The 15043-nt window shown below is 78.3% G+C and carries 1 protein-coding gene; it reads right to left on the bottom strand.

Annotated features, from left to right (window positions below):
- Positions 1-18: 18 nt before the first annotated feature.
- Positions 19-15033: a type I polyketide synthase gene (locus tag KSE_RS36325; protein ID WP_014140391.1), complete on the bottom strand. Its 15015-nt coding sequence runs from the start codon at positions 15031-15033 to the stop codon at positions 19-21.
- Between the last annotated feature and the right edge of the window lie 10 nt (positions 15034-15043).

The raw sequence follows: 15043 nt of genomic DNA, 5'->3' as shown, positions 1-15043 counted from the left end.
TCGTGGGTCGGGCCGGGGTCATGACCGGCCGAGTTCGTTGTCGATGAGGTCGAAGAGCTCGTCGTCGCTGGCGCCGTCCATCCGGTCCTCGATGGAGGCGGTGGCGGTGCCGTCGCCGTCGGCCGCCGGGGCGGCCGGGTCGAGGCGGCGCAGCAGCTCGCGGAGCCGGTCGGCGAGCCGTTCGCGGTCCGCCGGGTCGTCGGGGACGCCGTCGAGGGCGCCCGTCAGGAGGTCCGCCCCGGCGGGGCCGGCGAGCGGGCCGGGGCCGGCGTCGACGGCCAGTTCGGCGGCGAGGTGGGCGGCGATCGCGGTCGGGGTGGGGTGGTCGAAGAGCAGGGTGGCGGGCAGCGGGTGGCCGGTGGCGGCGCGCAGCCGGTTGCGCAGTTCCACCGCGGTCAGCGAGTCGAAGCCGACCTCCAGCAGGCCGCGTCCGGGTTCGATCGCGGCCGGGCCGCTGTGGCCGAGGACCAGGGCGGCGTGCGAGCGGACCAGGTCGAGCAGGACCCGGCCGCGCTGGGCCTCGTTGAGGGAGCCGAGCCGCTGCTTCAGGGCGTCGGGCCCGTCGGGGCCGGTGCCGGGCGCGGTGGCCGCAGCGCCGCGCCGGGCGGCGGGGCGCACCAGGCCGCGCAGCAGGGCGGGGACGCCGCCGGCGCCGGCCTGGGCGCGGACGGCCGCGGTGTCGAGCCGCAGCGGCAGCAGGACCGGCTCGTCGACGGTGCCGGCGGTGTCCAGGAGGGCCAGTCCGCGGGCCGGGTCGAAGGCGACGATGCCGCCGCGGGCGATCCGTCGCAGGTCGGCCTCGGTGAGTCCGCCGGTCATGCCGGTGCTGTTGGCCCACAGGCCCCAGGCGAGCGAGCGGCCGGGCAGGCCCTCGGCGCGGCGCCGGTGGGCGAGGGCGTCCAGGAAGGCGTTGGCGGCGGCGTAGTTGCCCTGGCCCATGCCGCCGAAGATCCCGGCGATGGACGAGAACAGGACGAACTCGGACAGTTCCAGGCCGGCGGTGAGCTCGTGCAGGTTGAGCGCCGCGTCGACCTTGGGGCGCAGCGCCCGGGTCAGCTGGTCGGGCGTCATGGCGGCGACCACGCCGTCGGCCAGCACGCCCGCGGCGTGCACCACGCCGGTCAGCGGGTGCGCGGGGGGCACGGTGGCCAGCAGGGCGGCGAGGGCGTCGCGGTCGGCGGCGTCGCAGGCGGCGATCTCGGCGTGCGCGCCGAGGGCGGCGAGCTCGGCGAGGAGTTCCGGCGCGCCGTCGGCGGCGGGGCCGCCGCGGCTGGTCAGCAGCAGGTGCCGGACGCCGTGCTCGGCGGCCAGGTGGCGGGCGACGTGGGCGCCGATGGCGCCGGTGCCGCCGGTGATCAGGACGGTTCCGTCGCCGCCCCAGCCGGGGGCCCGCCCGGGGGCGGCCAGCGGTACCCGGGCCAGCCGGGCGGCGTGCACGGCGCCGGCCCGGATCGCGAGCTGCGGCTCCCCGGAGGCGAGGGCCGCGGCGAGCAGCGCGGCCGGGGTCAGCGGGTCGTCCAGGTCGAGCAGGACGAACCGGTCCGGGTGCTCGGTCTGCGCCGAGCGGACCAGGCCCCAGAGCGCGGCCAGGGCCGGGTCCGGGACGTCGTCGCCGGCCACCGGGACCGCGCCCGCGGTGACCAGGACCAGCTTGGCGCCGGTCAGCCGCTCCTCGGCCAGCCAGTCGCGCAGCAGGGCGAGGACGGTGCCCAGGCCGTCGTGGACCGCGTCGCGCAGCACGCCGGGCGGCGCGTACGGGGCCGGGGCGGACGGGGCGGCGGCGAGCACCAGCCGGGGCGCCGGGGCGCCCGCGTCGAGCAGCACGGACAGCGCGGCGAGGTCGGCGACCGGGCGGCCGGGCAGCGGCGCGGCGCCGAGCACGGCCCAGCCCTCCGCCGCCGTCCCGGAGAGCGCGGGCGAGGCGGGCAGCGCGGGCCACTCGGGGCGGAACAGCTCCTCGTGGTGGCCGCCCCGGGTGGCCGTGAAGCGGTCGCGGGTGACCGGCCGCAGGACCAGGGAGCGGGCCGAGAGCACCGGCCGCCCGGTGGTGTCGGCCGCCCGCACGGTGACGGCGTCGCGGCCGGTGGGGGTCAGCCGCAGCCGGAGCTCGGCGGCCCCGGCGGCGTGCAGGCGCACCCCGTTCCAGGAGAACGGCAGCCAGCCCTGCGCGGGCCCCTCCAGGACGTCGAACACCAGCGCGTGCAGGGCGGCGTCCAGCAGGGCCGGGTGCAGGCCGAACGCGCCGGCGGCCGGCCGCTGCTCCTCCGGCAGGCTCGCGAGGGCGTACACCTCGTCGCCGAGCCGCCAGGCCGCGCGCAGGCCCTGGAACGCGGGGCCGTAGGCGAACCCGCCGCCGGCGAAGCGGTCGTACAGGCCGTCGGTGTCGAGCGGGACGGCGCCGGGCGGCGGCCAGGCGGCGTCGGCGGCGTCCGAATCGGCCGGGTCCGCCGGGTCGGCCGGGTCGGTGGCCCCGGCGGGGCTGAGCAGGCCGCTCGCGTGCCGGGTCCAGGGGGTGTCGGGGCCGTCGTCGGCGGCCCGGGCGTGGACGCTCAGCGGGCGGGTGCCGGAGGCGTCCGGGGCGCCGACGGTGAGCTGGAGCGCGACGGTCCCGTCCGCCGGGAGCACCAGCGGTGCCTCCAGGGTCAGTTCCTCGACCCGGTCGCAGCCGACCTGGTCGCCCGCCCGGACCGCGAGTTCCAGGAACGCGGTGGCCGGGAACAGCACGCCCTCGTAGACGCCGTGGTCGGCCAGCCAGGGGTGGCTGCGGACCGAGAACCTGCCGGTGAAGAGGAAGCCGTCGGAGTCGGCGAGCTCCGTTCCGGCGCCGAGCAGCGGGTGGTCGACGGCCCGCAGTCCGGCCGCAGGCAGTCCGGCGGCGGCCGGGCCGGCCGGCAGCCAGTAGCTGCCGCGCTGGAAGGCGTAGGTCGGCAGGTCGACGGCGGCGGCGCGGTCGGGGGCGGCGGCGCCGTCGGGGGCGTGGACGGCCGCCCAGTCGACGGGGACGCCCGCGACGTGCAGCCGGGCCAGCGCGGCCGTGGCCGCGGGCGCTTCGGGCCGGTCCTTGCGCAGCAGCGGCACCAGCACCGGGCCGCCGGTGTCAGCGGTGGTCAGGCAGTCCTGGCCCATCGCGGTGAGCGCGCCGTCCGGTCCGAGTTCGAGGAACGCGGTGACGCCGTCGCGCTCCAGGTGGCGCACGCCGTCCTGGAAGCGGACGGTGCCGCGCACGTGCTCCACCCAGTAGTCCGGCGAGCCGAGCTGCTCGGCGGTGGCCGGCTCGCCGGTCAGGGTGGAGACCACCGGGATGGCGGGCTCCGCCGGGACGGTCCGGGCCACGGCCGCGCGGAACGCGGCGAGCACCGGTTCCATCAGGGGCGAGTGGAAGGCGTGCGAGACCCGCAGCCGCCGGGTCTTGCGGCCGCGCGCGGCGAGCACGGCGGCGATCTCGTCGACCGCGGCCTCGGTGCCGGAGACCACGGTCGAGGCCGGGCCGTTGACCGCGGCGAGGCCGACCTCGGCCTCGCGGCCGGCGAGCAGCGGCAGCACCTCGTCCTCCCCGGCGGCGAGCGCGGCCATCGCGCCGCCCTCCGGAAGGGCCTGCATCAGCCGTCCCCGGGCGACCACCAGGGCCGCGGCGTCGGGCAGCGTGAACACCCCGGCGACGTGGGCGGCGGCCAGCTCGCCCACGGAGTGGCCGAGCAGCCGGTCGGGGCGCACGCCCCAGTGCTCGACCAGGCGGAACAGGGCGACGCCGAGGGCGAACAGGGCGGGCTGGGCGTACTCGGTGCGGTCCAGCAGGCCGTGGGCGGGGTCGCCGGGGGCGGCGTCGACCACCTCGCGCAGCGGGTGGTCGAGCAGCGGGTCGAGCTCCGCGCAGACCGCGTCGAAGGCGTCGGCGAAGACCGGGAACCGGGCGTACAGCCCGGCGCCCATGCCGGTGCGCTGGCTGCCCTGGCCGGGGAACAGGAAGGCGGTCCTGGCGGCCGGGCCGGCGACCCCGAGGGCCAGGTCGGCCGACGGTTCGCCGGCGGCGAGGGCGGCGAGGGCGGCGAGCAGGGACGCCCGGTCGGTGCCGGTGAGGGCGGCCCGGTGCGCGAAGGCGCTGCGGTGCAGGGCCAGCGAGCGGCCCAGGTCCGCGACGGCGGGGGCGTGGTCCCGTTCGACGTGCGCCAGCAGCCGGGCCGCCTGCGCGCGCAGCGCGTCGGCGCCGCGGGCGGAGAGCAGCCAGGGCAGGGCGGGCGCGTCGGCGGCGGGCGCCGGGAGGAGCGCCGGCGCCGGGGCCGGGGCCGGGGCGGCGGGCTGTTCGAGGATGGTGTGGGCGTTGGTGCCGCTGACCCCGAACGAGGACACGGCGGCCCGGCGCGGCCGTCCGGTCTCCGGCCACGGGGTGTCGTCGGTGAGCAGGCGGACCGCGCCGGCCGTCCAGTCGACGTGCGGGGTCGGCGCGTCGACGTGCAGGGTGCGCGGCAGGGTGCCGTGCCGCATGGCCTGGATCATCTTGATGATGCCGGCGACGCCGGCGGCGGCCTGGCTGTGGCCGATGTTCGACTTCAGCGAGCCGAGCCAGAGCGGGTCCCGCCCGTCGCGGCCCCGGCCGTAGGTGGCCAGCAGGGCCTGGGCCTCGATCGGGTCGCCGAGCCGGGTGCCGGTGCCGTGCGCCTCCACCGCGTCGACCTCGGCGGCGGTGAGTCCGGCGTCGGCGAGGGCCGCCCGGATGACGCGCTGCTGGGACGGGCCGTTGGGGGCGGTCAGGCCGTTGCTGGCGCCGTCCTGGTTGACGGCCGAGCCGCGGACCAGGGCGAGCACCGGGTGGCCGTTGCGCCGGGCGTCGGAGAGCCGTTCCAGGACGAGCAGTCCGGCGCCCTCGGCCCAGGAGGTGCCGTCGGCGGCGGCCGCGAACGGCTTGCAGCGGCCGTCCTCGGCGAGCACCCGCTGCCGGCTGAACTCGACGAACGCGCCGGGCGTCGACATCACGGTCACGCCGCCGGCCAGCGCCAGCGAGCACTCGCCGGCCCGCAGCGACCGGGCCGCGAGGTGGACGGCGACCAGCGACGAGGAGCAGGCCGTGTCCACGGTCACCGCGGGGCCTTCGAGGCCGAGGCTGTAGGAGATCCGGCCGGAGGCGACGCTGCCCGCGCTGCCGATGCCGAGGTAGCCCTCGAACTCCTCGGAGGGCTCGGTGACGCGCGAGCCGTAGTCGTGGTGGCTGCAGCCGACGAAGACGCCGCTGGGGCTGCCCTTGAGGGAGAGCGGGTCGATGCCGGCCCGTTCGAACGCCTCCCAGGAGAGTTCGAGCAGCAGCCGCTGCTGCGGGTCGATGGTCAGCGCCTCGCGCGGGGAGATCCCGAAGAAGGCCGGGTCGAAGCGGTCGGCGTCGTGCAGGAAGCCGCCCTCCCGCGCGTAGGTGCTGCCGACCCGGTCCGGGTCCGGGTCGTAGAGGCCGTCCAGGTCCCAGCCGCGGCCGGTGGGGAAGCCGGTGATGGCGTCGCCGCCGCCCGCGACGAGCTCCCACAGCTCCTCGGGGGTGCTGACGCCGCCGGGGTAGCGGCAGCTCATGCCGACCACGGCGATCGCGTCGTCCTCGTCGTCGGCCTCGGGCCGGGCGGCGGCCGGGCCCGGCCGGGCGGGGGCCTCGGGGGCCTCGGCGGCGGGGGCGCCGGGCAGTTCGGCGCGCAGGTGTCCGGCCAGGGTGGTGGCCGTGGGGTAGTCGAAGGCCAGGGTCACCGACAGGCGCAGGCCGGTGGCCGCGGCGAGCCGGTTGCGCAGTTCGACGGCGGTCAGCGAGTCGAAGCCGATCTCCTTGAACGCCTGGTCGGGTCCGACGGCCTCGGGCCCGGGGTGGCCGAGCACGTCGGCGACCTCGCGGCGGACCAGCTCCAGCAGGGCGCGGTCGCGTTCCGCCGGGGGCAGCGCGGCCAGCCGCCGGGCCGGCGGTTCGGCGCCGGCGGCCGCGCCCCGGGGGCCGGCGGCGGCGAGCGCCTCCCGGACCTCGGGCAGGTCGCCGAGGGCGGGGCTGGGCCGCAGCGCGGTGTACGCCCGGGTGAAGCGGTCCCAGGCGAAGTCGGCGACCAGGACGGTCGTGTCGTCGTGGTCGAGGGCGCGGCGCAGCGCGGTGGTGGCCGCGTCGGGGTCCATGGCGGGCAGGCCGTCGCGGATCAGCCGTTCGGCGACCGCGCCGCTGGCGAGGCTCTCGCCGCCCCACAGGCCCCAGGCCACCGAGGTGCCGGGCAGGCCGAGGTCGCGGCGCTGCCGGGCCAGGGCGTCGAGGTAGGCGTTGGCGGCGGCGTAGCTGCCCTGGCCGGTGCCGCCGAGGGTGCCGGCCAGCGAGGAGAACAGCACGAAGGCGGTGAGGTCGTGGCCGCGGGTGAGCGCGTCGAGGTTGCGGGCGCCGTCGAGCTTGGGGCGCAGGACGCCGGCCGCGCGTTCGGGGGTGAGCGAGTCGATCACGCCGTCGTCGAGGACGCCCGCGGTGTGCAGGACGGCGCGCAGCGGGCGGTCGGCCGGGATGCCGGCGAGCAGGTCGGCCAGCGCGTCGCGGTCGGCGACGTCGCAGGCCGCGGCGGTGGCTTCGGCGCCGAGCTCGCGCAGTTCGGCGAGCAGGGCCCGGGCGCCGGGGGCCTGGGCGCCGCGCCGGCTGGTGAGCAGCAGGTGGGCGGTGCCGGTGCGGGCGAGCCGGCGGGCGATCTGGGCGCCGAGGCCGCCGGTGCCGCCGGTGATCAGGACGGTGCCCTCGGGGGTCCAGGCGCGGGCGGGGGCGGTGTCGCCGAGCGCGTCGTGGACGATCCGGCGGCCGTAGAGGCCGGTGGCGCGGACGGCGAGCTGGTCCTCGCCGTCGGGGTTGGCGAGGGCTTCGGCGAGCCGGGCCGCGGCCCGGTCGTCGAGGCGGCGCGGCAGGTCGACCAGGCCGGCCCAGCGCCGCGGGTACTCGACGCCGGCGACTCCGCCGAGGCCCCAGGTCAGGGCCTGGAGGGTGCTGTCGGTCCGGTCGGAGCGGCCGACCGAGACCGCGCCCCGGGTGGCGCTCCAGAGCGGGGCGTCGGTGCCGAGGTCGCCCAGGGCCTGGAGGAGGGCGACGGTCAGGGTGAGGCCGCGGGGGAGCGCCGATCCGTCGCCGTGCGGTTCCTCGTCCAGGGCGAGCAGCGACAGGATGCCGGCGGGCGGGCCGTCGGCGCGGTCGTGGGCGGCGCGGAGCAGGGCGGCGAACCGGGCGCGGTCGGTCGCGTCGGGACCGGCCTCGACCGGGACGGGGGTGGCGCCGTGGCCGCGCAGGGCGGTCGCGGCGAACGTGACGGCCGGGTCGTCGGCGGCGCCGGCCGGGACGACCAGGAGCCAGCGGCCGGCGAGCCGGGGCCGCTCGGGGGCTGGCAGCGGCTTCCAGGCGACCCGGTAGCGCCAGCTGTCGGCGGTCCGGTCGCCGGCCCGGTCGCGGGCCCAGGCGGCGAGGGTGGGCAGCAGGGAGGCGAGGGAGGCCCGCAGTTCCCCGTCCTCGACCCGCAGGGTGGTGGCCAGGGCGTCCGGGTCGCCGTGCTCGACGGCCGCCCAGAAGCCGGAGTCGGCCGGGCCGCCGCCGGTCGCGCCGGTCGCGGCGGCGGCCCGGTCGGGGGCGGCGTCCAGCCAGTAGCGCTGCTGCTGGAAGGCGTAGGTGGGCAGCGGGCGCTTGCGCGCGCCGGTGCCGGCGAACACCGCGTCCCAGTCCACCGGCAGGCCGCGGACCTGGACCTCGGCGAGCGCCGCGAGGAAGCGGCCGGGGCCGCCCTCGCCGCGGCGCAGGGTGCCGACGACGGCCCCGTCGCCGGCCCCGGCCGCCTCGACGGCCTCCTGGATCCAGACGGTCAGCGCGGGGTGGGTGCTGCACTCGACGAAGGTGTGGTGCCCGTCGGCGACGAGCACGTCGAGCGCCCGGCCGAACTCGACCGGCCGGCGCAGGTTCTCGTACCAGTACGCGGCGTCCAGGCCGAGGGTGTCGACGGGGCCGCCGCTGACCGTGGAGTAGAACGGGACGGCGGAGGTCTGCGGCGCGGTGTCGCCGAGGAGGGCGAGCAGGTCCGCGCGGAGCTCCTCCACCTGGGGCGAGTGCCCGGCGAAGTCGACGCCGGGCACCGGCCAGGCCAGGACGCCCGCCTCGGCATACCGCTCGCGCAGCAGGTCCAGGGCCGCCGGGTCGCCGGAGACCGTCACCGACGTCGGCCCGTTGACCGCGGCGACGTCGAGCGCCCCGCCGTGGTCGGCGAGCGCCGCGCGGACGGCTTCGACCGGCTGCGGCACGAACAGCATGCCGCCGCGTCCGGTCAGGGCGAGCAGGGCCCGGCTGCGCAGGGCGACGATCCGGGCCGCGTCGTCCAGGGAGAGCGCGCCGGCCACCACGGCGGCGGCGATCTCGCCCTGCGAGTGGCCGACCACGGCGTCGGGGACGATCCCGTGCGCCCGCCACAGCTCGGCCAGCGACACCATCACCGCCCACAGCACCGGCTGGACGACGTCCACCCGGTCCAGCGGGGGCGCGTCGGGCTCCTCGCGCAGGACGGCGAGCAGCGACCAGTCCAGGTGCGGGGCGAGGGCGCGTTCGCAGGCCGCGATCCGGTCGGCGAAGGCCGGGGCGCGGTCGAGCAGTTCCCGGGCCATGCCGGGCCACTGGGAGCCCTGGCCGGGGAAGACGAAGACGGTCCTGGCCGAGCGGGCGACGGTGCCCCGGACCAGGCCGGGGGCGCGCTCCCCCGCGGCCAGCGCGGCCAGGCCGCCGAGCAGGGCCTCCCGGTCGCCGCCGACGACGGCCGCGCGGTGCTCGAAGGCGGTCCTGGTGGTGGCCAGCGAGTAGCCGACGTCGGCGGCCGGCAGCTCCGGCCGCTCGGCCAGGTGGGCGTGCAGCCGCGCCGCCTGCTCCCGCACCGCCTCGGCGGTCCGCCCGGACAGGATCCACGGGACGACGGACGGACCGGGAGCGGGTGCGGGCGCGGGCGCGGCGGGCGGCTGTTCGATGACGACGTGGGCGTTGGTGCCGCTCAGGCCGAACGAGGACACGCCGGCCCGGCGCGGGCGGCCGGTCTCCGGCCAGGGGGTGGCCTCGGTGAGGAGTTCGACGGCGCCGGCCGTCCAGTCGACGTTCGGGGTCGGGCGGTCGACGTGCAGGGTGCGCGGCAGTTCGCCGTGCCGCATCGCCTCGACCATCTTGATGACGCCGGCGACGCCGGCGGCGGCCTGGGTGTGCCCGATGTTGGACTTCAGCGAGCCGAGCCACAGCGGCCGGTCGGCGGGCCGGTCCTGGCCGTAGGTGGCGAGCAGCGCGTCGGCCTCGATCGGGTCGCCGAGCCGGGTGCCGGTGCCGTGCGCCTCCACCGCGTCGACGTCGGCGGCCGACAGCCGGGCGTTGGCCAGCGCGTCGCGGATCACCCGCTGCTGGGCCAGGCCGCTGGGCGCGGTCAGGCCGTTGCTGGCGCCGTCCTGGTTGATCGCCGAGCCGCGCAGCACCGCGAGCACCGGGTGGCCGTTGCGGCGGGCGTCGGAGAGCCGTTCCAGCAGCAGCAGGCCGACGCCCTCGGCCATGCCGAAGCCGTCCGCCGCGGCGGCGAAGGACTTGCAGCGCCCGTCCTCGGCGAGCCCGCGCTGCCGGCTGAAGCCGGTGAACGACAGCGGGGTGCCCATCACGGTGGCGCCGCCCGCCAGGGCCAGCGCGCACTCGCCCGAGCGCAGCGACTGGGCGGCGAGGTGGATCGCCACCAGGGACGAGGAGCAGGCCGTGTCGACGGTCACCGCGGGGCCCTCCAGGCCCAGGGTGTAGGCGATCCGGCCGGACAGGACGCTGGTGGAGATGCCCGCGATGAACAGGCCCTCCAGCTCCTCGGGGACGTCGCGCAGGGTGCCGCCGTAGCCCTGGTAGGAGGCGCCGGCGAAGACGCCGGTCGGGGTGCCGCGCAGGGTGGACGGGTCGATGCCGGCCCGCTCGATCGCCTCCCAGGAGGTTTCGAGCAGCAGCCGCTGCTGCGGGTCCATGGCCAGGGCCTCGCGCGGGGAGATCCCGAAGAACCCGGGATCGAAGCGGTCGGCGTCGCGGACGAACCCGCCCGCGGCGGCGTAGCTCCGGCCGGGCCGGTCCGGGTCGGCGTCGTACAGCGTGTCGAGGTCCCAGCCGCGGTCCGTCGGCAGCCCGGAGACGGCGTCGTGCCCGTCCGCGACCAGGCGCCACAGCTCCTCGGGGGTGCGGACGCCGCCGGGGTAGCGGCAGCTCATCGCGACGATCACGACGGGGTCGTCGTCGACGGCGGGGGCCGCCGCCGGGGGCCGCCGGACGGCGGCGGGCCGACCGGCGGCGGGCTGGTCGGCGGCGCCCAGCAGGCCGGTCTCCAGGCGCCCGGCGAGCGCGGTCGCGGACGAGTAGTCGAAGACGACGGTGACCGGCAGCCGCAGGCCGGTGGCGGCGTTCAGCCGGTTGCGCATGTCGACGGCGGTCAGCGAGTCGAAGCCCAGCTCGCGGAAGGCCCGTCCGGGGGCGACCGCGTCGGGCGAGCCGTGGCCGAGGACGGCGGCCGCGTGGGTCCGGACCAGGTCGACCAGCAGCCGGGTCCGCTCGGCCGGCGGGAGCGGCTCGAGCCGCTCGCGCAGCACCGAGGGGGCTCCGCCGGCGGTCTCGCCGGCCTCCGGTCCGGCGGCCAGCGCGGCGCGCACCTCGGGGAGCTCCCCGATCAGCGGGCTGGGGCGGGCCGAGGTGAAGACCGTCGCGAAGCGCTCCCAGTCGATGTCGGCGACCACGACCACCGTCTCGTCGTGGTCCAGCACCTGCTGGAGGCCGGTGATCGCGACGGCGGGCGGCATGAAGAGCACGCCGTGGCCGCGCAGGGTGTCCTCCGCGAGTTCGGCGGCCATCCCGCCGGCCCCGTCCGCCGGGCTCCAGATGCCCCACACCACGGAGGTCGCGGCGAGGCCCCGGCTCCGGCGGTCCTCGGCGAGGCCGTCGAGGTAGGCGTTGGCGGCGGCGTAGGCGCCGTGCACGGCGCTGCCCCACACCCCGGAGATCGAGGAGAACAGCACGAACGCGTCGAGGGTGTCCCGGTCGAAGAGCAGGTCGAGGTTCCGGGCCCCGCCGACCTTGGCGTGCAGGGTGTCGGCGAACTCGTCGGCGTCGGTGTCGGGCAGCGGCACCAGCAGTCCGGCGCCCGCGGCGTGGAAGACGGTGCCGATCCGGTGGCCGTCCTGTTCGAGGCCGTCCTTCAGGGCGCGCAGGGCGGCCAGGTCGGCGACGTCGCACGCGGCCAGGGTGACCCTGGTTCCGAGCGCGGTCAGTTCCTCGGCGAGCTCCGGCGCGCCCGGCGCCTCCGGGCCGCGCCGGCCGGCCAGCACCAGGTGCGCGGCGCCGCGCCGGGCCAGCCAGCGGGCGATCTGCGCGCCGATCCCGCCGGTGCCGCCGGTGATCAGGACGGTGCCCCCGGGCCGCCAGCTCCGCCGGGGCGCGGTGTCGCCGAGCGCGGAGCGGACCAGCCGCCGGCCGTGGCAGCCGTCGGCCCGGACGGCGACCTGGTCCTCGTCGCCGGCCCGGCCGGCCAGCACCCGGCACAGCCGCGGCGCGGTGTCCTGGTCCAGGACCTCCGGGAGGTCGACCAGGCCGCCCCAGCGCTGCGGGAACTCCAGCGCGGCGACCCGGCCCAGGCCCCAGAGCAGGCTCTGCGCGGCGCTGACCCGGCTGCCGGTGTCCGGGCCGCCGACCGCGACCGCCCCCCGGGTCGCCCACCACAGCGGCGCGCCGGTCCCGGTGTCGCCGAGGGCCTGGAGCAGGGCGAGGTTGAGCGCGGTGCCGAGCGGCAGGGCGGGGTGCGCCGGGTGCGGGCGCTCGTCGAGGCCCAGCAGCGACAGCACGCCGGTGACCGGCTCCGGCAGCGCGTCGAGGGCCCCGCGCAGCCGGTCGGCCAGCACGGCCCGGTCGGCCGCCGCCGCGTCGAGCCGGACGTGGAGCACGCTGGCCCCGGCCAGTTCCAGGACGCGGACCACCTCCGCCGTCCGGCGCGCCGCGTCCTCGGGCCCGCCGTCCGGCGACAGCACCAGCCAGCTGCCGTCCAGCGCGGTCGCGGGGCCCTCGGGCAGGGCCCGCCAGGTCACCCGGTAGCGCCAGGAGTCGACCGCCGAGCGCTCGGTGCGCGCGGTGCGCCAGGTGGCGAGCGCGGGCAGCACCACGTTCAGCGGGTCCTCGGGGGCCACCCCGAGGGCGGTGCTGAACCGGTCCAGGTCGCCGCCGCCCAGGGCCTCCCAGAAGTCGTCGCCCGCCGCGCCCGGCCCGGCCGGGCCGCCGGCCGCCGGGCCGGTGTCCGCCAGCCAGTACGGGCGGCGCTGGAACGGGTAGGTCGGCAGCGGGACACCGCCCGCCGGGCTCCCCGCGAACACCCGCTCCCAGTCCGGCGGCAGCCCGCCCACCTGGGCCTCCCCCAGGGAGGCCAGGAAGCGGCCGAGGCCGCCCTCCCCGCGCCGCAGCGTGCCCAGCACCACGGCGGGACCCTGCGCGGAGTCGGCGCTGCCGGCCGCGTCGGCGCTCTGCTGGACGCCGAAGGTGAGCACGGGGTGCGGGCTGGACTCGACGAAGAACCGGAAGCCCTCGCCGAGCAGCGCCTCGGTGGCCGTCCCGAACCGGACGGTCTCCCGCAGGTTGCGGTACCAGTACTCGGTGTCCAGGGCCTTGGTGTCCAGCCAGGTGCCGGTCACCGTCGAGAAGAACGGCACCCCGCCCTGCAACGGCGCGATGCCGTCCAGGTCGGCGAGCAGCCGCTCGCGGACCTGCTCCACGTGCGCCGAGTGCGAGGCGTAGTCGACCTCGATCAACCGCGCCCGCACCCCCTCCTCGACGAGTTCCGCCACCAGCGCGGCCACCGCGTCCGCGTCACCCGACACCACCGTCGAGGACGGGCCGTTCACCGCCGCCACCGACAACCGCTCCCCGATCCGCTCGCGGACCGCCTCCACCGGCAGCGGCAGCGACGCCATCCCGCCCCGCCCGGCCAACGCCCCCACCGCACGGGAGCGCAACGCCACCACCCGCGCCCCGTCCTCCAGGCTCAGACCGCCCGCCACGCACGCGGCGGCGACCTCGCCCTGCGAGTGGCCCACCACCGCGTCCGGGACCACCCCGTAGGAGCGCCACACCTCCGCCAACGACACCATCACCGCCCACAGCACCGGCTGCACCACGTCCACCCGCGCCAACAGCTCCTCCGAGCCCAGCGCCTCCACCAACGACCAGTCGACGTACGGGGCGAGGGCCCGCCCGCACTCCGCCATCCGCGCCGCGAACACCTCCGATTCGGCCAACAGCTCCACGGCCATCCCGACCCACTGCGACCCCTGGCCGGGGAAGACCAGCGCCACCCGGCCGGAGGAGACGCCGTCGCCGCGGATCAGCCCCGGCGCGGTGCGGCCCTCCGCCAGGGCGCGGACGCCGTCGAGCAGCCCGTCCCGGTCGGTGCCCAGGACGACGGCCCGGCGTTCGAAGGCGGTGCGGGTGAGGGCGAGGGCGCGGCCGGTGGCGGCGGGGCGCAGCGGGCCGGGGGCGGCCTCCAGGTGGGTCAGCAGCCGGGCCGCCTGGGCGCGCAGCGCCTCGTCGGTGCGGGCGGACAGGACCCAGGGCAGCGGGTGCGGGCCGTCGGCGGGCCCGGTCGCGGCGGCCGGTTCGGCTTCCTCGGCGGGGGCCTGTTCGACGATCAGGTGGGCATTGGTGCCGCTGACGCCGAAGGCGGAGACGGCGGCCCGGCGCGGGCGCCCGGTGTCGTCCCAGGCGCGGGCCTCGGTGAGGAGTTCCACGGCGCCCGCCGACCAGTCGACCATCGGGGTCGGCCGGTCGGCGTGCAGGGTGCGCGGCAGCAGGCCGTGCCGGATCGCCAGCACCATCTTGATCACGCCGCCGACGCCGGCCGCCGCCGAGGTGTGGCCGAGGTTGGACTTCAGCGAGCCCAGCCGGAGCGGCCGGTCGGCGGGCCGGTCCTGGCCGTAGGTGGCCAGCAGGGCCTGCGCCTCGATCGGGTCGCCGAGGGTGGTGCCGGTGCCGTGCGCCTCGACCGCGTCGACGTCGGCGGAGGCCAGCCCGGCGTCGGCCAGCGCGGCCCGGATCACCCGCTGCTGGGACGGGCCGTTCGGGGCGGTCAGGCCGTTGCTGGCGCCGTCCTGGTTCGTCGCCGAGCCCCGGATGACGGCCAGCACCGGGTGCCCGTTGCGCCGCGCGTCGGAGAGCCGCTCCAGCAGCAGGACGCCGGCGCCCTCGGACCAGCCGGTGCCGTCCGCGTCCGCCGAGAACGCCTTGCAGCGGCCGTCGGCCGACAGCGCGCGCTGGCGGCTGAACGCGACGAACGCGTCGGGGGTCGCCATCACCGACACGCCGCCGGCCAGCGCCAGCGTGCAGTCGCCCGCCCGCAGCGCCCGGATCGCCAGGTGCAGGGCGACGAGGGAGGAGGAGCAGGCCGTGTCGACGGTGACGGCGGGGCCCTCCAGGCCGAGGGTGTAGGCGATCCGGCCGGAGACCACGCTGCTCGCGGTGCCGGTGTCCAGCAGGCCCTGGACCTCGGGGAGGTGGCGCGAGCCCGCGCCGTAGCCGTTGCCGATCGCCCCGAGGAAGACGCCGGTGCCGGTGCGGCGCAGCGTACGGGGGTCGATCGCGGCCCGCTCGACCGCCTCCCAGGCGGTCTCCAGGGCCAGCCGCTGCTGCGGGTCCATCGACAGGGCCTCGCGCGGCGAGATGCCGAAGAACTCGGCGTCGAAGTCGGCCGCGTCGTGCAGGAAGCCGCCCTGCCGGGTGTAGGAGGTGCCGGACCGCTCGGGGTCCGGGTCGTAGAGGCCCTCCAGGTCCCAGCCCCGGTTGACCGGCCAGGCGGAGACCGCGTCGGTGCCCCGGGCGACCAGGTCCCACAGCAGTTCGGGCGTGTCGGCGCCGCCGGGGTAGCGGCAGGCCATCGAGACGATGGCGATCGGTTCGTGCCGGGCCTGTTCGGCCTCGCGCAGCTGCCTCCGGGCGTCGCCGAGGTCGGCGGTGGCACGCCTGAGGTAGTCGAGCAGCTTCTTGTCGTCGGACATCGGGGCCAGC

This window comes from Kitasatospora setae KM-6054, assembly GCF_000269985.1.
GTDB lineage: Bacteria > Actinomycetota > Actinomycetes > Streptomycetales > Streptomycetaceae > Kitasatospora > Kitasatospora setae.
The sequence above is the reverse complement of the archived record's forward strand: the minus strand, read 5'-3'. Positions and strand labels throughout refer to the sequence as shown.

Coding starts and splice junctions, on each gene's coding strand:
- KSE_RS36325 (WP_014140391.1), bottom strand. CDS start 15,033: ATGTCCGACGACAAGAAGCTGCTCGACTACCTCAGGCGTGCCACCGCC.